Source organism: Streptomyces clavuligerus (assembly GCF_005519465.1).
Lineage (GTDB): Bacteria > Actinomycetota > Actinomycetes > Streptomycetales > Streptomycetaceae > Streptomyces > Streptomyces clavuligerus.
The window spans coordinates 3,411,489-3,429,832 of the sequence record NZ_CP027858.1; the positions used below are offsets into that span (position 1 = coordinate 3,411,489).

General features: G+C 71.7%; 16 protein-coding genes and 1 tRNA gene. 6 read left to right on the forward strand and 11 right to left on the reverse strand.

Going from position 1 to position 18,344, the window contains the following annotated elements; translation table 11 throughout:
* Positions 1-19: 19 nt before the first annotated feature.
* The 4 genes from CRV15_RS14295 to CRV15_RS14310 all read right to left on the reverse strand — a co-directional run bounded on the left by CRV15_RS14295 (position 20) and on the right by CRV15_RS14310 (position 3,207).
* Positions 20-556: a copper chaperone PCu(A)C gene (locus CRV15_RS14295; RefSeq protein WP_003961072.1), complete on the reverse strand. Its 537-nt coding sequence runs from the start codon at positions 554-556 to the stop codon at positions 20-22.
* The gene (locus tag CRV15_RS14300; protein WP_003961071.1) at positions 553-1,266 is read right to left on the reverse strand and encodes an SCO family protein; all 714 of its coding nucleotides are present in this window, start codon (positions 1,264-1,266) and stop codon (positions 553-555) included. The genes CRV15_RS14295 and CRV15_RS14300 overlap by 4 nt, the downstream gene beginning before the upstream one ends.
* An 81-nt stretch (positions 1,267-1,347) precedes the next feature.
* Positions 1,348-2,214: a YcnI family copper-binding membrane protein gene (locus CRV15_RS14305; protein ID WP_003961070.1), complete on the reverse strand. Its 867-nt coding sequence runs from the start codon at positions 2,212-2,214 to the stop codon at positions 1,348-1,350.
* 120 nt (positions 2,215-2,334) lie between these two features.
* The gene (locus CRV15_RS14310; RefSeq protein WP_231631899.1) at positions 2,335-3,207 is read right to left on the reverse strand and encodes a hypothetical protein; all 873 of its coding nucleotides are present in this window, start codon (positions 3,205-3,207) and stop codon (positions 2,335-2,337) included.
* A gap of 305 nt (positions 3,208-3,512) precedes the next feature.
* Between CRV15_RS14310 and CRV15_RS14315 the strand changes: the two genes are divergently transcribed.
* Entirely contained in the window at positions 3,513-3,974 is a 462-nt protein-coding gene (locus tag CRV15_RS14315; RefSeq protein WP_003961068.1) for an ATP-binding protein, read from the forward strand.
* Between the two features lie 108 nt (positions 3,975-4,082).
* Here the strand turns inward: CRV15_RS14315 and CRV15_RS14320 are convergent, their stop codons facing one another.
* Positions 4,083-5,540: an aminopeptidase P family protein gene (locus CRV15_RS14320; protein ID WP_009996775.1), complete on the reverse strand. Its 1,458-nt coding sequence runs from the start codon at positions 5,538-5,540 to the stop codon at positions 4,083-4,085.
* A 277-nt stretch (positions 5,541-5,817) separates the two neighbouring features.
* Entirely contained in the window at positions 5,818-7,521 is a 1,704-nt protein-coding gene (locus CRV15_RS14325) for a PP2C family protein-serine/threonine phosphatase (RefSeq protein ID WP_003961067.1), read from the reverse strand.
* A 708-nt stretch (positions 7,522-8,229) separates the two neighbouring features.
* On the opposite strand from CRV15_RS14325, the gene CRV15_RS14330 reads away from it, so the two are divergent.
* Positions 8,230-8,922 (forward strand): bifunctional DNA primase/polymerase, encoded by a 693-nt coding sequence (locus CRV15_RS14330; RefSeq protein ID WP_029182974.1) that lies wholly within the window; start codon positions 8,230-8,232, stop codon positions 8,920-8,922.
* A 1,259-nt stretch (positions 8,923-10,181) separates the two neighbouring features.
* Here the strand turns inward: CRV15_RS14330 and CRV15_RS14335 are convergent.
* From CRV15_RS14335 to CRV15_RS14345, 3 genes are all read right to left on the reverse strand, one after another.
* A complete protein-coding gene (locus CRV15_RS14335) occupies positions 10,182-11,171 on the reverse strand; it encodes a DUF5926 family protein (protein WP_003956241.1) in 990 nt (329 codons plus the stop codon).
* A 417-nt stretch (positions 11,172-11,588) separates the two neighbouring features.
* Positions 11,589-12,221 carry an ATP-binding protein gene (locus CRV15_RS14340; RefSeq protein ID WP_003956242.1) on the reverse strand — a complete coding sequence of 211 codons (633 nt, stop codon included), beginning with the start codon at positions 12,219-12,221 and terminating at the stop codon, positions 11,589-11,591.
* Positions 12,222-12,302: 81 nt separating this feature from the next.
* Positions 12,303-13,112: a glycerophosphodiester phosphodiesterase gene (locus tag CRV15_RS14345; protein WP_003956243.1), complete on the reverse strand. Its 810-nt coding sequence runs from the start codon at positions 13,110-13,112 to the stop codon at positions 12,303-12,305.
* 291 nt (positions 13,113-13,403) lie between these two features.
* On the opposite strand from CRV15_RS14345, the gene CRV15_RS14350 reads away from it, so the two are divergent.
* Both CRV15_RS14350 and CRV15_RS14355 read left to right on the forward strand, forming a co-directional pair.
* Positions 13,404-14,957, forward strand: a complete 1,554-nt coding sequence (locus tag CRV15_RS14350) for a S1C family serine protease (protein ID WP_003956244.1) — start codon at positions 13,404-13,406, stop codon at positions 14,955-14,957.
* Between the two features lie 72 nt (positions 14,958-15,029).
* Positions 15,030-15,119: transfer RNA gene (locus tag CRV15_RS14355), tRNA-Ser, on the forward strand.
* 606 nt (positions 15,120-15,725) lie between these two features.
* Here the strand turns inward: CRV15_RS14355 and CRV15_RS14365 are convergent.
* Both CRV15_RS14365 and CRV15_RS14375 read right to left on the reverse strand, forming a co-directional pair.
* Positions 15,726-16,118 (reverse strand): hypothetical protein, encoded by a 393-nt coding sequence (locus CRV15_RS14365; RefSeq protein ID WP_003956246.1) that lies wholly within the window; start codon positions 16,116-16,118, stop codon positions 15,726-15,728.
* Between the two features lie 199 nt (positions 16,119-16,317).
* The gene (locus tag CRV15_RS14375; protein WP_009996770.1) at positions 16,318-16,533 is read right to left on the reverse strand and encodes a hypothetical protein; all 216 of its coding nucleotides are present in this window, start codon (positions 16,531-16,533) and stop codon (positions 16,318-16,320) included.
* A 174-nt stretch (positions 16,534-16,707) separates the two neighbouring features.
* Between CRV15_RS14375 and CRV15_RS14380 the strand changes: the two genes are divergently transcribed.
* Both CRV15_RS14380 and CRV15_RS14385 read left to right on the forward strand, forming a co-directional pair.
* On the forward strand, positions 16,708-17,454 hold the full coding sequence (locus CRV15_RS14380; RefSeq protein ID WP_003956250.1) for a hypothetical protein: 747 nt from the start codon (positions 16,708-16,710) through the stop codon (positions 17,452-17,454).
* Positions 17,455-17,456: 2 nt separating this feature from the next.
* Positions 17,457-17,927: an NUDIX domain-containing protein gene (locus CRV15_RS14385; protein ID WP_003956251.1), complete on the forward strand. Its 471-nt coding sequence runs from the start codon at positions 17,457-17,459 to the stop codon at positions 17,925-17,927.
* The last annotated feature ends 417 nt before the right edge of the window (positions 17,928-18,344 follow it).

Genomic DNA, 18,344 nt, shown 5'->3' on the forward strand with positions numbered 1-18,344 from the left:
GCGGTGGTCCGTCCCCTCGTCACCGGTGGTTCTTCGGGTTGTGCGACGGTTCCTCGACCGGGAGGTCGACCGTGATCGGGTCGGATTTCTCGAAGCGCAGCTCCACCGTGACGGTGTCGCCCTGTTCGGGGCGGTGCTTGAGGCCCATGAACATGATGTGGCTGCCGCCGCGTTCGAGGTCCAGCGCGCCACGGGCGGGGACGTCGAACTCCGCGACCTTCCGCATCCGCTGGTCCTTCGACTCGTGGATCGACACATCGTCGGAGAGCGCGCTGGTGACACCGGTCAGCTTGTCGGCGGTGCCGCCTTCGTTGCGTACGGTGAGGAATCCGGCGGCCACGTCGTTGACGGGCTGGGGCATGAAGGCGCCGTCGACGGTGAGCCGGGGCGGGCCGTCGTCCGGGCCGGAGCCGTCGCCGCCGGTGGAGCAGCCGGTGAGCGCCAGTGCCGCGGCGAGGGCGAGTGCCGCTCCGAGGCGGGCGCGCGGGTCCCGGCGTCGGCGGTCGGCGCGCGGGGTCCGGCGGCCGGTGGTGCGCAGGGGGTCCCGGGGGGTCACGGCTTCTCCCCCCGTACGAGCTTGGGCAGGTCCTTGGCGAACTCGTCGGACGAGGTGTTCTCGCCGTAGAGTACATATCCCTGGTCGGTCTCGGGGGAGAACGCGACGACCTGGGCTCCGTGCATGGACACGACCGAGCCCTTCTCCTTCTTGGCGGGGTCGATGCCGATGCCGACCTGACGGGCGCCCGCCTGGATGGTGGGGAAGTCGCCGCTGAGGCCGATGAAGGACTTGTCCCCGGCGGCGGGCAGCCACTCGCCCAGCGCCTTGGGGGTGTCGCGTTCGGGGTCGGTGGTGACGAAGACGACCTGGAGCTTGTCCTGGTCGGCCTGGGGGAGGGTCTTCTCGGCGATGGCGATGTTGCTCATCGTCACCGGGCAGACGTCCGGGCAGTGGGTGTAGCCGAAGAAGAGCAGCGTGGGCTTGCCCTTGGTCTGCTCCCGCAGGTCGTACTTCTTGCCCCGGGTGTCGGTGAGGACGAGGTCGGGCTTGGTGTACGGGCGGTCGAGCACCGTGCCGGGCTTGGCCTCCTGGGTGGCGGAGATCTCGGCGACGCCGTCGTCGGACGCCTTGTTCCCGGAGCCGCCGGAGCAGGCGGAGAGGGTGAGGGCGGCGGCCAGGGTGAGCGCGGCGGCGGTCACGGTCTTCTGCCGGGAGGTACGGGAGGTACGGGAGGTACGGGGAGTGCGGGGGGTACGGGCGTTACGCATGGAACGACATCCCAGGGGTGTGTGCGGCTCGGCGGGTACGGGCGGCGGTGCGGCGGTTCATCCGGCGGGTCACCGGTGGGGTCACGCGGCGCGGCGGCGGCCGGCGAGGACACCGAAGGCGACACCGGCGGCACCGACCAGGATGCCGACCACGCCCAGCACCCGGGCGGTCGGGTCGGACCCGTCGTCGCCCTGGTCGGACCCGGCGGAGGAGGTGGTGCCGGACGCGCCGTCGTGACCGCCGTGCGCCCCGCCCTTCTCCTCCTTCGTGCCCTTCCCGTCCGTCGCGCCCTTCTGGGCCTTCTGCTGCCCGCCACTCGCGTGGTGGTCCGCGCCCGCGGCGGTCAGCTCCAGCACCGGAGCGGGCGACTGCGGCTCCTCACCGCCCTCGGCGGGCACCTCGATCCAGCGCACGACCTCGTTGTTGTCGTAGGTCTGGAGCGCCTTGAAGACCACCCGGCCGCTGTCCTCGGGAAGCTGTCCGAGCGATACGGGGAACTGCTGGAACTGGCCCGGCCCGATCTTGGAGCCGTCCGCGGTCCAGGTGATCCGCGAGACGGCCTCGGTGATCTGCTTGCCGTGCACGGTGAGCGGCTTGTCCAGCTTCGCCGTGGTGACGGAGACCTTCCAGCCGGGGACGGGCTGCGGCAGCACCGACGCCATCGGCTGGTCGGTGGGGAGGTTCACCTCCAGCTTCACGGTGGAGGCGTCGTCGCGCTCATTGGGGACCTTGAAGTTGACGGTGGCGTAGCCGCCGCGCGCCGCCTCGCCCTGCGGCTGCACGCTGACGTGCGCGAAGGCGGGGCCGGAGAACAGCAGTACGGCGGAGGCGCCGATCCCGCCCGCGATCACCGTTCGAACGATACGAGGGGAACGGGCACCGCGGCCCGTACGGGCCGGGGCGGCGGCGTCGGTGTCGGCGGTGCGGGAACGCTGAAAACCACGCATAAAGGTCATGGTGCGAACACTCCATCACGTCAGGGAGAAAGCGAGCGGAAAGGGGATGTGCCGGGTGGACGGATCGACCCACACGGGCACCACGGCCCCACTCCTGACGAGCGGGCCGGATCAGGCGGCGAGAACGCAGCGGGCGGGCGGCCCGCGCCTGATCACGGTGTGCTGAAGTGCCTCGCCGGAGACCGGCGGAGGAGGTTCCTCCCGATGGCGCCGCGGCCCTGCCGGAGCGGCGGACCCCGTCGGCAGACCGGCCCCCAGCGCGCACGCGAGCGCCAGCGCGGCCCGCAGCGGGGCCAGCCACGCCGCCTCCGCCTGCCCGGCCGTCTCCCGGGCCGTACGCGCCGAGCGCTCCGACAGCCGGACCAGCCGCGCCAGCGCCAGATCGCCGCGCCGCAGCAGCCAGCCCGTGGCCACCGCGGCCAGCAGATGACCGAGCAGCATCGGCAGGGACGGCAGCAGCTCGGGCGCGGGCACGGGGTGCGCGGGACCCGGTGCCACCGGCGGGTTCAGACCGGCGAGTGTGACGACCCGTCGCGCCTCGGCCGCGTCCAGCGTGGCCGGACCGGCCCCGCAGACCAGCTCCGCCGCCATCCGGATCAGCGCGTCGTCACCGCTCACGGAACCGCTCGCGGAGCCACCGGCCCCGGTGCGGTGCCGCTGCCCCAGCCCGAAGAGCGTGTGCAGCGCGAGCTGCCCCGCGCCCAGCGCGAGACCGATCACGAGAAGGGAGCGCGCGCGCCCCGCCAGCGGCAGGACCAGCGCGAACACCCCGGCGAAACCGGCCGCGAGCGTCCACCACGGGACCGCCGCGCAGGAGGCCACCGCATGCCCCGTCGCGGACAGCGCGACACAGACCGCGGCGAACACCGCGGCCCTCAGCAGCCGTGGGCCGGCCTTCGTCCGCACCCGGCCGAGCGGTCCGGACGAGGGGTCCGGCGGCAACGGCGCGCGGGGCGGAAGGGGCGGCGAGGACGGGGACGACATGGCCGGGTCATCATCCCACTGCGCCCCGTGCCCCCGGACGCCAGGTCCATGCTTCGCCCGCCGGACCGTGCGCCGTGCCGGACACCGGGGCCGCGCCGCCGGGCACCGGCTCCGCCGAGCGCCCGACTTCGGCCATGTCCCGGGGATCACCCGGACCCCCGCACTCCGGTGCGACCGGCGGGTACGGCCGGGGCACCGCCACACCGTCGGCCGAATGAGCGCAATCCCGGGGACGGCGTGCTTATGGTTCACCTCCCAGGGGCAATACGTATCGGTATGTCGAGCCGCAGCCAGGAGGCCGGAGTATGAGCATCTGGTGGTCACTCCATTTGCGGCGTGAGGCCGCGAGCATTCCGCTCGCACGCCGGCTCCTGGTCGGCGCGATGGAGACCGCCGGAGTCGACCCCGATGTCTCCTTCGATCTCTCCGTGGCGCTCAGCGAGGCATGCGCCAACGCCGTCGAGCACGGCGGCGGTCAGGGAACGGGGCACTCCGCGGGGGCCTATCGCGTGACCGCCTACCTGGACGGCGAGAAGTGCCGCATCGAGGTCACGGACTCGGGGCCCGGCTTTCCCGCGCGGCGCGCGGGCTGCGCCCACACCAGAGCGCAGCAGATCCCGCCGACCGCGGAGAGCGGGCGCGGACTCTGTCTGATCGAGCAGCTCGCCGACCATGTGCACTTCGGCAACCGGCCCGGGCACGGGGCCGTGGTCAGCTTCGACAAGGCGCTGAAATTCCAGGAGGGCGCGTTGCTCAAAGTGTCGTGAGCCCCACCCGGGTTCCACGACGCCTTGAGCAACGCGCCCTCCTCGTGTCCGGACCGGCCCTCCGGCCGCCCGGGTGGCCCGGCCCCGTCGGGGCCGGGCCGGGGCGGGTCAGCCCTTGAGCGAGGCCATCCAGGACTCGATCTCCTCGGCACGGCGCGGCAGCGCGTCCGAGAGGTTCCGGTTCCCGTCCTCGGTGATCAGGATGTCGTCCTCGATCCGGACGCCGATGCCGCGGTACTCCTCCGGCACGGTCAGATCGTCGACCTGGAAGTAGAGACCGGGCTCCACCGTCAGGCACATGCCCGGCTCCAGGGTGCCGTCGACATAGCTCTCGGTACGCGCGGCGGCGCAGTCGTGGACGTCCATGCCGAGCATGTGACCGGTGCCGTGCAGGGTCCAGCGGCGCTGGAGACCCAGTTCGAGCACCCGCTCCACCGGGCCCTCGACCAGGCCCCACTCCACCAGACGCTCGGCCAGCACCCGCTGGGCGGCGTCGTGGAAGTCACGGAACTTGGCCCCCGGCTGCACGGCCGCGATGCCCGCCTCCTGGGCGTCGTACACCGCGTCGTAGATCTTGCGCTGGAGCTCGGAGAAGCGGCCGTTGATCGGCAGCGTGCGCGTGACGTCGGCGGTGTACAGCTCCGTGGTCTCCACACCGGCGTCGAGCAGCAGCAGATCGCCGGAGCGGACCGCGCCGTCGTTGCGGACCCAGTGCAGGGTGGTGGCGTGCGGACCGGCGGCGCAGATGGAGCCGTAGCCGACGTCGTTGCCCTCGACCCGGGCGCGCAGGAAGAACGTTCCTTCGATGTAGCGCTCGCTGGTGGCCTCGGCCTTGTCGAGGACCTTCACCACGTCCTCGAAGCCGCGGGCGGTGGAGTCGCACGCCTTCTGGAGTTCCGCGATCTCGAACGCGTCCTTCACCAGCCGCGCCTCGGAGAGGAAGACGCGCAGCTCCTCGTCCCGCTCGGCGGTGACCTTGTCGGTGAGGGCGGCCTCGATACCGGCGTCGTGGCCGCGGACGGCGCGGACCGGACCGGTGGCCTCGCGCAGCAGCTCCGGCAGCTCCCGGACGTCCTTCGCGGGCAGGCCGAGAAGCTGCTCCGCCTCACCGAGGGAGTGCCGGCGGCCCACCCACAGCTCGCCCTGGCCGGAGAGCCAGAACTCGCCGTTCTCCCGGTCGGAGCGGGGCAGCAGATAGATGGTCGCCGTGTGGCCGTCGGCGGTGGGCTCCAGGACGAGGACGCCGTCCTCGGTCTGGTCGCCGGTGAGGTAGGCGTACTCCGTGGCGGCACGGAACGAGTACTCCGTGTCGTTGGAACGGGTCTTCAGATTCCCCGCCGGGATCACCAGGCGCTCGCCCGGGAAACGCCGGGAGAGGGCGGCACGGCGCGCCGCGGTGTGCGTGGCCTGCGCTATCGGCTGGAGATCGTGCAGCTCGGTGTCGGCCCAGCCACTCGCCATGCTCTCGGCCAGCTCGTCCGAGACACCCGGGTAGAGACCGTTCTTACGCGGCTTGATCTGCTGCTCTTCTTCTTCCGCAGTGCTCGGGTTGAGCTCCTCGGCCACGTCTGCCTCCTCTAAGTACAACGCTGGACCAGGTCTCCATCGTATGTGGGCGCCGGGAGCGGGTTCACGAGGTGTGAGAAGTGAGACAAAAGGGTCATGACTCACGGCTGATGTGCGGAGCGTGCGTGCGGCGGGGGCGGGCCCGAGACGCGGGGTCGGAGGCGGGGTCGGGGGCGGTGGTGCGCGGGGCGGGCCGCGGTGTGGGGACGGTGGGGCGGCCGGTCCCGTCTCCCGAGCCGGTCCCGTCTCCCGGGCCGGTCCCGTCTCCCGGGCCGGGTCAGCCGAAGCGCGCCGCCAGCAGAACGATGTCCTCGTCGCTGCCGGGCGCGCCGGGCCCGCCCGCCGTGCCCGCTCCGCCCGGGGCCCCCGGGGGGAACATCATGTGCAGGATGTGGTCGGCGATCGCACCCGGCGATGCGAGCGCGGCCTTCGGCACGCTCGCCGCGGCCGTGTGCAGCCGGGCGAAGGCCCGGTCCATGGAGTCGCCGGTCCGCCGCAGCAGCCCGTCCGTGTACAGCAGCACCGTTTCGCCGGGCGCGGGCGACAGTTCCACGCTCGGCGCCTCCCAGCAGGTGAGCATCCCCAGCGGCGCGGACAGCGAGGTCTCCACGAACTCGGTCCGCCGCTCGCCGATCACCAGCGGCGGGGTGTGCCCGGCCCCGGCGAGCACCATTCGTCCGGCCGTCGGCTCGGCGTGGGCGAAGAGCGCGGTGGCGGTGCGGGAGGGCTCCGTCATCCGCAGCAGCAGCTCCAGATCGGAGAGGACGGCGACGGGGTCCTCGCCCTCCATCACGGCGTACGCGCGCAGGGAGGCCCGCAGCCGCCCCATCACGGCGGGCGTACCGGGGCCGGAGCCGCCGACCGAGCCGACGGCGAGCCCCAGCGCCCCTTCGGGCAGGGGGATCGCGTCGTACCAGTCGCCCCCGCCGCGGGCCCCGGTGCGGTGCCGGGCGGCGAGGCTGACCCCCGGCACCCGGGGCAGCCTGCTGGGCAGCAGTTCCTCGGCGACCGCAGCCACCGTCTCGCGGGCCCGTTCCACTTCCAGCAGCCGGGCCAGGTGCTCGGCCGCGTAGCCCGCGTAGAGGGAGCCGATGCGGCGGCGGCGCTCGCCGGGGGCGGGGGCGCCGGGGTCGTCGTACAGCCAGACGGCGGCCCCGAGGGTGTCCGTCGTCCGGGCCGTGAGCGGCTGGGTGTAGGCGGCGGCGCAGCCGAGACGGGCGGCCACCTCGCGTCCGCGCGGGTCGAGGGAGAGATCCCCGAAGTGGCCGGAGCGGTCCCGGTCGCGCTCCTGGCCCCGTTCCCGTTCCTGGGCCCGGCCGTGGTCCTCGCCGTGGCCGTGGTCCCGGCCCTGGTCCTGATCTTCGGGAGCTTCAGAATCTTCGCGAGCTTCGGAGCCGTCCGCCGTCACGGCAGCCCGGCCCGCTCCGTCCGTACCGTCCGGCGCGCCCGCCCCCTCCGGCCCTTCCGACCCCTCTGCGCTTTCCGTGCTCTCCGTTCCTTCCCGTCCCTCCAGAATCCGGCCATAGGCGGTGGCGGTCCGGGGAATGGTCTCGATGGAGCCCAACTCGGCGTGGGTCAGCCCCAGTCCACGGGTGACCGACGGACCGCGGTCCTCCGTGGCGCGTCCCGGCCGTCCGGCGCGGGGAAGGTCCGCCGGAGGTTCGAGGACGACCAGCCCCCGGCGCGCGCCCATCAGCGCGGCGCCCGCGTGCAACAGCTCTTGGAGGGCGGATTCCACCGAACGGGTCCTGACCATCCGTTCGGTCAGATCGTGCAGCGCGGCCAGGTCGGTGACCCAGCCGACGAGCCGGTCCTGGAGCGCCCCGGTGGGGGTGGGGGCCGTCGCGGCGGGGGAACCGCCCCGTTCCCCGGAGGGGGCGGCGACGGTGGCAGAGGGGGCGGAAAGGGCTGCGGCAGTGTGCGCGGGCGGGGGCACTGAAGAGTTGATTCCGGCCACTTTCGACGGATGAGGGGCACTCATCGAGGCCGACTTTCCGACTGGCGCATTTCGCTCAAGACCATGGCTAACCCCCATGTCATTCATGTCATTCTGCGCCGCTGTCCATGAGATCCACATCTACACGGAGAGGTGAGGAGATGTCCAGCATTGCATCAGTGGGGTTGGTGGTGTCTATGGGACTTTGAGCCCCCCTTGGGGCAATCTTGAACTTGGCTGAAAAATGCCGCTGAGGGAGGTTAATTGAGGTCGACTGAAGGCGTTCGGCGGAGGATTCGTCGGTGGACCTCTTCGGAGTGTCAGCCCCGGAGAGCCCTCATGGAAAGCGTCACGCCGGACATGATGAGGCGTAAACGGTGACGTTCAGGGGCAAAGAGGGCCGCCTCGGAACCCGGCGATCGGGTCGCGCGTCCTTATGGCCGTAGGCCGCTGCCGGAGCTCCATGGCAGATCCCCGCCGGGACGGGGGCGATCACGGAAGTGGACCGGCGCGGACGGCAAGCGCCGGGTGCGTGCCACCAGCAGGGCTGAGTGTGATGGAGTACAGCTCGCGTTCGGCCCTCCGCGGCGATCCTGCCGCAGATGAAGCGAGGGTCGTTCAGGGTTGTCGGTGATCGGGCGGTGATGCGCCGATCAGTAGATACCCGTACGTCGGTTCCAATCGTACGCGCAGTGAAGATTTGCACACCTTGTGATGTTTTCGTCGGCGTTCAACGGAAAGGAACGAGCGCACATGCGCGAGATCCTCGGAAGGCGACGCAGGCTCTGGTTCCGGCGGAGGAAGGGGCCCGTGCAGCCGGCACAGCTCGATGTGGCACTCACCTGCGCCGCCGAGTGGCACTGGCCCGTACTCCCCGGTGTGGAGCGGCGGCCCGCCGGTGCCCGCGGCGAGCGCGGGGAGGGCTGTGCCTGCCCCGACCTCGAATGTGTGGTGCCCGGAGCGCACCCCTTTGACCCCGGAGTCCTCGCCGCGACCACCGACGAGCGGATGGTGCGCTGGTGGTGGACGAACCGGCCGGCCGCTCCCGTCGTGCTGGCCACCGGGGGGTGTGCGCCGTGCGCGGTGAGCCTTCCGGCAGCGGCCGGGGCCCGTGCGCTGGCCGAGCTGGAACGAAGAGAACTGCGGCTCGGGCCCGTGGTCGCGAGCCCCACCCGGTGGTCGCTGCTGGTGGCCCCGTACAGCCTGGAGCAACTCGGCGAGCTGCTCTTCGCCAAGGACTGCGTGCCGAGTTCGCTGCGCTTCCACGGCGAGGGCGGCTATGTGGTGCTGCCGCCGTCGGAGACGGGGGCGGGCCAGGTCCGCTGGGAGCGCGCGCCGCTGCCGGGGTCGGCGACTCCGTGGCTGCCCCGGGTGGAGACGCTGGTCGACGCGCTGGTGGAGGCGAGCATCAACGCTCCGGACGGCGGCAGCCGGCTCGCGTACTGAGCCTTCGCGGGCCTTCGCGAGCTCCATGAGCTCCATGAGCTCCATGAGCTCCACGAGGCTTCGCGTACCGAGCCGTCCCGGGAGAGCGGGCGGGGCCGCGGGGACGGCCGGGATACGAGAGGCCCCGCGGATCTCCGGAGACCCCGCTGCCGACCGATGACACCGGGGCCGCCGGGCCGTACGCCCTGCCCCGGGGTTTTCCGGAATCCCGGGGCGGTGGTCGGGAGCGCTTGCGGGGAGCCGGGCCCACGAGGTGTCCGCGGAAGCTCCGGCTCGTGCCCGGCCCGGGGTCGGCTCCGGTGCGGGGCCGGTTCCCGGCACAGGGGCCACTGTCCGGTTCCAGGGGAAATGCCGGGTCCGGTCAAGGCCGTGAGAGTCGGCCGAAATCGAGTGGGCCGTCCTGCCCGAGGTGTCCGATTGGCACCCCTCGACGCTTCTCGCCGCCCTCGGCCCTCCGCGCCGCCCCCTGGGGCCGGGCCGCGGGCGGCGGGCTTCCGCCGCCCCGGAGCACGGCTCCCCGCCCGGCGGTGCGACGGAGCCCCGGGGGAGCGGCCGACCCTCTTGGGAGGACGCGTCGCGCGCCACCGGGACCGGGCGGAACACGGCGGGACGTGGACCGGGGGCACCGCCGCACCGAACCCGTCGCGCCCCTCCGCGGGAGTCGCGGGGACGGGCCGGGGCACCGGGGCTGCGGCCCGTGCCGAGGGGCTGCGGAGGGCCCGTCCTCCCGCCCGTGAACCCGGCGGAACCCTTGGTACAGACCGATGACGAGGGTGTTGTCCGAGAGCACCCGGGTGTGATCTCCCCGCCTTTCCTGTCGCGATGGCGATGACATGGGCATGGGAAATTCAGGGGGTCGCCGGAGTTCCTGAACGGGTGCGATCCAAGAGGGATCAAGGAGTGATCGAAGATCGACCGGGGTGGGGGGGAGACCGGGTGCCGTCGCCCCGGGAGGCCGGGCGCAACTGCCCTGACGCGCCGCGCCGCTGACCAAGCGTCAGCGGAATGATCCATTCCGTTATGGTTCCGGAAAATGGAGATGCCCGATCGCTGGCGACGGGGGATGCACCAGCGACCGGGCTTCCAGAACGGTAACAAGAGATCTGCGGTTCGCAAATTCGATCTCGGGTATTCGGACAGGGATTCAGCTTCCCTTTGAGTGAGTTGTGACTGGAGTCACTCGGGATTTCCCGGCCCGCTCCCTCGGCGCCCAGACGGCCCCCGGCCCGGTGGTACGGCCCCCGGGCCGGGAGCGGAACTCAGCTCAGGGTGATCTGACGGTTGGTCAGCCCGCCGCGCGCGCGACGTTCCCCGGCCGTAAGCGGAACGTCCTTCGCAAGAGCATCGGCGAGCCGCTCCGCGAACTCGGCCGCGGGCTTCTCGCACTCCTCGGCGCCCATGCCGACAGGCAGGTCCCAGACGGGGACCATCAGGCCGTGCGCCCGGAAGGAGCCGACGAGCCGGGTGCCCTCGCCGAGGGAGCTCGCATCGGCGGCGTGCAGCCGGGCCAGCGCGTCGAGGAGCTCCTCCTCCGGGTGGGGCATGACCCAGCGCAGATGGTTCTTCTCCGGGGTCTCGCACCAGTACGCGGCGTCCACCCCGGCGAGCTTCGCGGTGGGGATCGCGGCGGAGTTCGCCCGTTCCAGGGAGGCCGCGACCTCCGGCGACGCGGCCTCCCCCGCGGTCTCCGGGAGCCAGAACTCGAAGCCGGAGTGGACCTCCGGGGCGAACACGGCGTCCGGGTCCAGCAGGTCCTGGAGCCGGGGGCCGTCGCCGGAGACCCGCTCCCCCGCCACCGGGCTGCCGGGCTCCGCCGTCAGCGCACGGCTCAGGGTGTCCGCGAGATCACGGCTGAGGTCGCCGGACGAGGTGTCGTTCTGGAGACCGAGCAGCACGGAGCCGTCCTCCCGGCGCAGGGCGGGCCAGGCCATCGGCAGGACCGTCGCGAGCGTCACCGACGGCACGCCGTCGGGCAGCCCGCCCGCGAGGGTGAGCCGTACGGTCGCGGCGGGTACCAGCTCGCGCAGCGCGACCCAGTCGCACTCGCCCGCCAGCCCCTCGAAGGGCCGGTGGACCAGCTCGGTCACGGCGTGCGCGGCGGCGCGACCGTGGCACGCCTTGTAGCGGCGGCCCGACCCGCAGGGGCAGGGCTCCCGGGCCCCGACCACGGGCACGGGCTCATGGGCACCGGCGGCCCGTTCCCTGGTCCGGGCGTTCGATGCCTTGGTCTGGGGGCGCTTCTTGGCCATGGTGCGGCTTCTCCCGAGTGCGGCGGTGCTGCTGGGCGTCGTGCGTACCGACCGGGCTGCCGGTGCCGATGCCCCGGGCCGCCCCGGTCGGCGGTGCTGGTCCGCCCCCGACCCTAGCCGCCCACCGGGCACCCGCTGCCATGGCGCCCGGTGGGCGGCCCCGGTGCTCTCTCCCGCCGTGTCCCGTGGTGGCACGGCTCCCCGGCCGTTCTTCCGGACCGGTGCGCTCCCGGCTTCCGCCGCCTTCCGCGGTCGCACGGCTCCCCGGGCTTTCCGGGCTTCCCGGCCGTTCTTCCGGTCCGGGGCCCGGCCCTCGACCGCCGCCTGGCCCTGGCTCCTCGTCGGCCACCGCCTGCTTGCCGGCCACCGGCCGCTCAGTGCTGCCGGTGGCCGGCCGACGGCCCGCCGGGGCCGCCTTCAGCCGAGCTCGTCGTAGACCTCCATGAGGTCGTAGCCGGTGTTGTAGCCCTCGTAACCGGAGGATGTGACGCGCGTAGCGAAATCGTCGTGACGGGGCCTCGCCCGCAGAACCGCCCATACGGTGACCTCACCCGCCGCACTGTCGTCCCGTACGCCCCAGGACTGTGCCAGCGCACTGATGATGTTGAGCCCCCGGCCGCCGCGGGCGGTGACCGACGGTGTGGCCGGTACCGGGCGGGTGGGACCGCCGCCGTCCGTCACCTCGATCGTCAGCCGCGCCGCTCCGTCGACCCGCCAGGCCGCGCGTACGGCTCCTCTGTCTCCTTCGTTCCGCTCCGTGCGCCCCAGCGGCCTGGCATACCGGCAGGCATTGCTGAGCAGCTCCGAGAGCACCAGGACTGCGTCGTCCACCACCGCGTCGGGCACGCCCCGGCCGCGCAGCTCCGCGCGCATCCGGTGCCGTGCCTCTCCCACGCCCGCAGGGCCATGGGGTACGGCCATGCTCGACGACGTGGGCACATTCTGTGCCACCACCAACGCCACCCCCGAGACCTCCTTTGCCCCACGCCACGGTGTGAATGCCCCAATGGACTGGACCGGAAACCGTTCGAGCGCGGGCCGGTGACGCACACCTGACGTTCGGGCACGGTTCGAACGCGCCGGTGCACTCCGGGTAATCCGGGTCATCCGAGTGACTCCTGCTGCTGGGGTTTATCCGCGACCCAGTTGGGAGAGGACTTGCCGGGGGCGATTCGTGATGATCGCGTCCACTCCCAGCCGGGCGCAGAGCTCGACGTCCTCGGGCTCGTTCACCGTCCAGACATGGACCTGGTGGCCCGCCCGGTGCAGCCGGTCGACGAGCCCCGGCTGATTGCGGACGAGACGGATGCCGGGCCCGGCGATCCGCGCCCCCGCGGGCAGCCGCCCGTCCCGCAGCCAGGGGCTCGCGAACTGCATCAGATAGACGGTCGGCACGGTGGGCGCCGCCGCCGCGATCCGGTGCAGCGAACGGGCCGAGAAGCTCATGATCCGTACGGTGGACTCCCCGGCCGACGACGGCGCGGCGAGCCCGAAGCGGTCGAGCAGCGCGACCAGGCGCTCCTCGACCCGGCCCGCCCAGCGGGTGGGGTGCTTGGTCTCGATGGCGAGTTCGATCCGGCGGCCCGAGTCGGCGACGAGTTCGAGGAGCCGTTCCAGGGTGAGGACGGCGGTGAGCGCGGGGTCCGTGCGGTCGGGGACCTCGGTGGCGTCCTCGCGCCCCTTCCAGGTGCCGAAGTCCAGGGTGGCGAGATCCGCCAGCTCCAGGGCGGAGACGGCGCCCCGGCCGTTGGAGGTGCGGTTGACCCGGCGGTCGTGGACGCAGACGAGATGGCCGTCGGAGGTGAGCCGGACATCGCATTCGAGCGCGTCGGCGCCGTCCTCGATCGCCCTCATGTACGCGGCGAGGGTGTGCTCGGGGGCGTCCTCCGAGGCTCCCCGGTGGGCGACGACCTGGATGTGGTGCTGCCGTGCTTGAGTCACCGCGTCATGGTGTCACCGCGACGGGATGGGCGGCGCGATGGGGGCCGGTTCCGGGCGGTGCCGACTGTTGCCCTCTATATAACGAATATTCGTATGTAAAGGCGGACCGGGAGAAGCACAGGTCCCGCTTACAGTGGCCTGACGAGCCATGGGAAATGCTGGTCCAGGACACTCCGGAAGACGCTCCGGGGTGTCCCGCACGGATCGGCACCGATCGGCAGGGGCCGGCGTGAGCCGGCATGAGTCGGCATGGACCGCACGGATCTATACGGACCTGAGGAGAAGAGAGCTGTGAGCACCGAGAACGAGGGCACTGAGGGGATCGCGCAGCCAGCCGCCCCGTCGGCACCTCCTGTGCCGGCAGCGGCTCCCGACGGCGCACCGGCCGCCCCTCAGCCGATGGCGCACGCTCCGGCACCCGCGGGTCAGGGCCCCGCGGCGGGTCAGGCCCCGTACCCGGTGCCGGGGCAGAGCCCGTCGGGTGAGATCCCTCCCGGTCAGATCCCTTCCGGCGAGGTGCCGCCGCCGCAGCAGCCGGTTCCCGGGCATCCGGGTGCCCCCGGCCATCCGCAGGGCGGCACCGGCTGGCCCCCGCCGCCGCCCACGCTCCCCGTGTACGGCGGCGGCGGTGCGTACGGCGGCGGTGAACCGGTCTGGGGCGCTCCGGTCCCGGCCCCGGCACCCCGGCGGCGCTCCGGCGTCCTCATCGCCGCGGTGCTGATCTCCGCCCTGGTGGCGGGCGGTGTCGGCGGCGGCCTCGGCTACTGGCAGGCCAACCGCAGCGACAGCACCAGCTCGACGACGGTGGCCGCCGCCGAGCTGCCCAAGGACCTCAAGCGGGAGCCGGGCACGGTCTCGGCCGTCGCGGCGCAGGCCCTGCCGAGTGTCGTCACCATCCAGGCGGCCTCCGCCTCCGCCCGGACCGACGGCGGCTTCGGCGAGCCGGGCGGCCGGGCCCCGGGGGGCGGTGGCACCGGCACCGGCTTCGTCTACGACAAGGAAGGCCACATCCTCACCAACAACCATGTGGTGGCCTCCGCCGCGGACGGCGGCACGCTGTCGGTGACCTTCTCCGACAACAAGTCGTTCGAGGCCGAGGTCGTCGGCCGGGCCGAGGGCTACGACGTCGCCGTCCTCAAGCTGAAGAGCGCCCCCTCCGGGCTGGCCCCGCTGCCCCTCGGCAACTCGGACCGGGTGGCCGTGGGCGACTCGACGATCGCGATCGGCGCCCCGTTCGGCCTCTCGAACACGGTCACCACCGGCATCATCAGCGCCAAGAGCCGCCCGGTGGCCTCCGGCGACGGCTCCGGCGCGGGCAACCAGTCCTATATGAGCGCCCTCCAGACCGACGCCTCGATCAACCCGGGCAACTCCGGCGGCCCGCTGCTCGACGCCCGCGGCGCCGTGATCGGCATCAACTCCGCCATCCAGTCCACGGCCGGTCCGGGCCAGTCCCAGGCGGGCTCCATCGGCCTGGGCTTCGCCATCCCGATCAACCAGGCGAAGAACGTCGCCGAGCAGCTGATCAAGACCGGCGAGCCCGTCTACCCGGTGATCGGCGCCACGGTCAACATGGTCGACAAGGGCACCGGCGCCGAGATCACCTCCCAGGGCGTCGACGGCACGGCCATCGTCCCGAACGGCCCGGCCGACAAGGCCGGCCTGGAGGAGAACGACGTCATCACCCGCTTCAACGACAAGCCGATCGACAGCGGCCCCGCCCTGATCGGCGAGATCTGGAACCACAAGCCCGGCGACAAGGTGAAGCTCACCTACGAACGCGACGGCAAGCAGAAGACGGTGGACATCACCCTCGGCCAGCGCACCGGCGACAACCGCTCCTGACCCCCGCCCCGCCCCCGCCCCCCAACCGGTACGCTTGACCCGCTCGTCCGCCGCCACCGGCAGCGGACGGGGGGTGGGTTGCCCGAGCGGCCTAAGGGAACGGTCTTGAAAACCGTCGTGGCAGCGATGTCACCGTGGGTTCAAATCCCACACCCACCGCCAGATCAGAGTATGTGCAGGTCAGAAGGGGTGTCCCGTTCCCGGGGCGCCCCTTCTGCATGGGCTCTGGCTCACCTTGATCCGCCCCTGTCACGCCCTTGACCAGCGTGTGTGGACCAGGCGTGGACCAGAGAGAGGTACCGGACGGTTCGTGGACCGCCAAAAGGATTCCGTCTGGTTCCTCTTCATGTGAGCCGCCTCTCTTGCTCGGTAGCGGTAATCATGAACTAGGAGCGGGCTCTATCAATCAGCACACCGAAAAGCCAGACAAGCCGCAGGGCTCTCAACGTGCCAAGCAGAAGAAACGGCCCGGGCCGGGCGCGCACACCCGGTCTTCCGTGGCGGGTCTCCCGTGGCCGGGGCGGACGGCCTGCGCGGCTTCGCCCGGCCGCGTGCTCGGGTGCATCACCACCTGGGCGACCGCCTTGCCAACTGCCCTGTCTCTTCGGTGTATCTGCCGTCCTCTCTCGCGTGGCGGTACGGGCAAGGCCGTCCGAGAGAACGACGATCACCCCGGTACCACCGGGCGCCAGGGTTCTGAACAGGGACTCTTTGACCGGGCCACCCCGGATGCTGTCCAGGCGAGGGGGTGGTCCGGTCGTTGATGTCTCAGCGGTTCCCGATCACATCGGGCAGACCGAGGATGAGCGGTTCAGGGGGCGGCACGCCGCCCGAACGACTGCCAACGGACGGTTGGGGCGCGATCTTCCAGGAGTGCCCGCCACCGTGCCCGGCGAAGAAGCAGCACGACGGCACGTCAGGCGTCGGCCCAAGGTGTCCGCAGTCCGGCAGGCTCGCCAGGTACAGGGCGTCATCGAGCCACACCGTCCACAGGGCACTGCCCTCCAGGGTTTCCAGCAGGGCGTAGTGGTGGCCCGAGGCATGCGGGTCCAGGATGCAGAAGACCCAAGAGTCCTGATGTGCCTGGTAGAGAGGGCCGTCCGGGGCGAAGACCAGCTCGTGCGGCAACTCGACCGTGGCACCGCAGCGTCGACGTGTCATCGCGACGGCTCCGGAGTCGGCTGGACCCCCGTACAACGGGGGCAGTAGCAGGGCGGGTACGGGATGCCGTTCTTTGGAAGGCAGTCCCCGTCCCCATCGCCTTCACGGACGACCGTGGACGGCCCCCAGGTGCGACCGGAGTCCCGTGACACCCGCAGCGTCATGCGCGACTTGCCCTTCCCGCCGAAGCTGGGGCGCTTCATCCCACCCACCCCAGCCACTTCGCGGAATGGACGGAGAGAACGCCGTACACGAGGACGTACGGTCCGACCATGGCGATCTCGTAGCCGCTCAGCCGAGGGCGCGACGGACGGGGACGCGTCGCCGCGTCGTCGGGGGAGGGACGGCAACGGCGCAGAGGCGCGGGCAGCCGGGACAGGAACGCCCGGGTGAGGCGGGGGATGTGCATCAGCACGACAAGGCTCCTCAACAGGAGAGGGGAGACCTTCACAGCGACGGGGGTGCCGGAAGGTCTGGTGATCTTCGCGCTGGCCGCCAGGACGGGGGAACCTCCCCCTAACCCCATTTGGGGACGTCCCGCGTTTGATAGAACGTCCCTAGTGCCGTCCCAAGACCCAGGGGGAGACTCATGCCGAACGAGAGACTACGAGCGGCCATGGCGGCCGGAGGCTGGACGTACGCGACCCTCGCGAAGGCGGTCGAGGTCGACCCCAAGTCGGTGGAACGATGGGCCAATCTCGGCCGTACGCCGCGCCGTACGACCGCCCTGGCGGCAGCGAACGCCCTGGGAGAGAACGTGCACGCACTCTGGCCCGCCCTACGACAGGCACGCCCCGCCCGAGCCATAAGCCCTGAGCTGGTGGCCCTTTACGAGCAGCGGGCGGACGTGCCCGTATCCACGTTCGTGGACCTGATCACTCAGGCACGTGAACGGATCGATGTCCTGGTGTACGCGGCGATCTTCCTGCACGAGGCGTACCCCCGACTGAATGACCTTCTCAAGGAACGGGTGGCCGAAGGCTGCCAGGTCCGTATAGCCATCGGCGACCCCGCCAGCGAGAACGTCCAGGCACGCGGCCAGGAGGAGCGCTTCGGCCATGGCATCGAGTCCCGGTGCCGTCTCGCCCTGATGCACTATCGGCCGCTGGTCGGCGTGCCCGGCATCGAGGTGCGGACCCACGACACCACGCTCTACAACTCGCTGTACCGCGCCGACGATCACCTTCTGGTCAACGCCCACGTCTGGGGCGTGAACGCGTACGGGGCGCCGATGTGGCATCTTCGCCGCAGCGAGGGCGGAGGGATATTCGACACCTACGTGAAGAGCTTCGACGCCGTGTGGGCGGCGGCGGCCCCGGTGCATCAGGAGGGATGAGCGTGGCGCGGACCGAGTTCTACGACGACCCCGAGGCGCCCGAGCCGAACAGCATGGTCGTCGCGGCCTCAGCCGTGGTCACCGACGAGCGGGGGCGGATTCTGCTCCAGCGGCGGCGGGACAACGATCTGTGGGCGCTGCCCGGGGGCGGGATGGATCTGACCGACTCCCTGCCAGGGACGGCGGTCCGGGAGGTACGAGAGGAAACCGGCCTGGAGGTGGAGATCACGGGTCTGGTCGGCACGTACACCGACCCGAAGCACATCATCGCGTATACGGACGGCGAGGTACGGCGACAGTTCAACGTCTGTTTCACCGCGCGGATCACCGGTGGGCAGCTTGCGATCTCGGACGAGTCGACGGAGCTTCGATTTGTCTCTCCGGAGGAACTGGACGAGTTGCCCATGCACCCGACCCAGCGGCTCAGGATCGGACACTTCCTGGAGGGCCGGGAGCGGCCGTATCTCGGCTGAGGCCGGTTTGTGGCTCAGTGCCGAGGCTGTGGACCAGGCGTGGACCACGGCCCGGCCCGACGCGGCCCCAGGGAGGGGAAGAGCCTGGTCAGAGGCGGGTTCTCCGCTCCAGCCGCAGCCCTCTTGAAACCGTCGAGGCAGCGATGTCACCGTGGGTTCAAATCCCACACCCACCGCCACACGTCGGCGAACGCGCCGACCGCAAGGGGTGCTCCTCGAAGAGGGGCACCCCTTGCGCGTGCCGTCTGTCCCACTCGTGAGACCGGCCGCACCCCGGACGGGAGCTGTGGGTGCCCCACCGCCCCATGTCGTGCTTCAGGGTGGTCGCCGCCGTGCCGGTTCTCGAATGTAAGTTCGATGGAATTTTCTGGATTATAGGAGTAAATCGGGCTTGAGGGGTGTGAGGGAGGCCGAGGA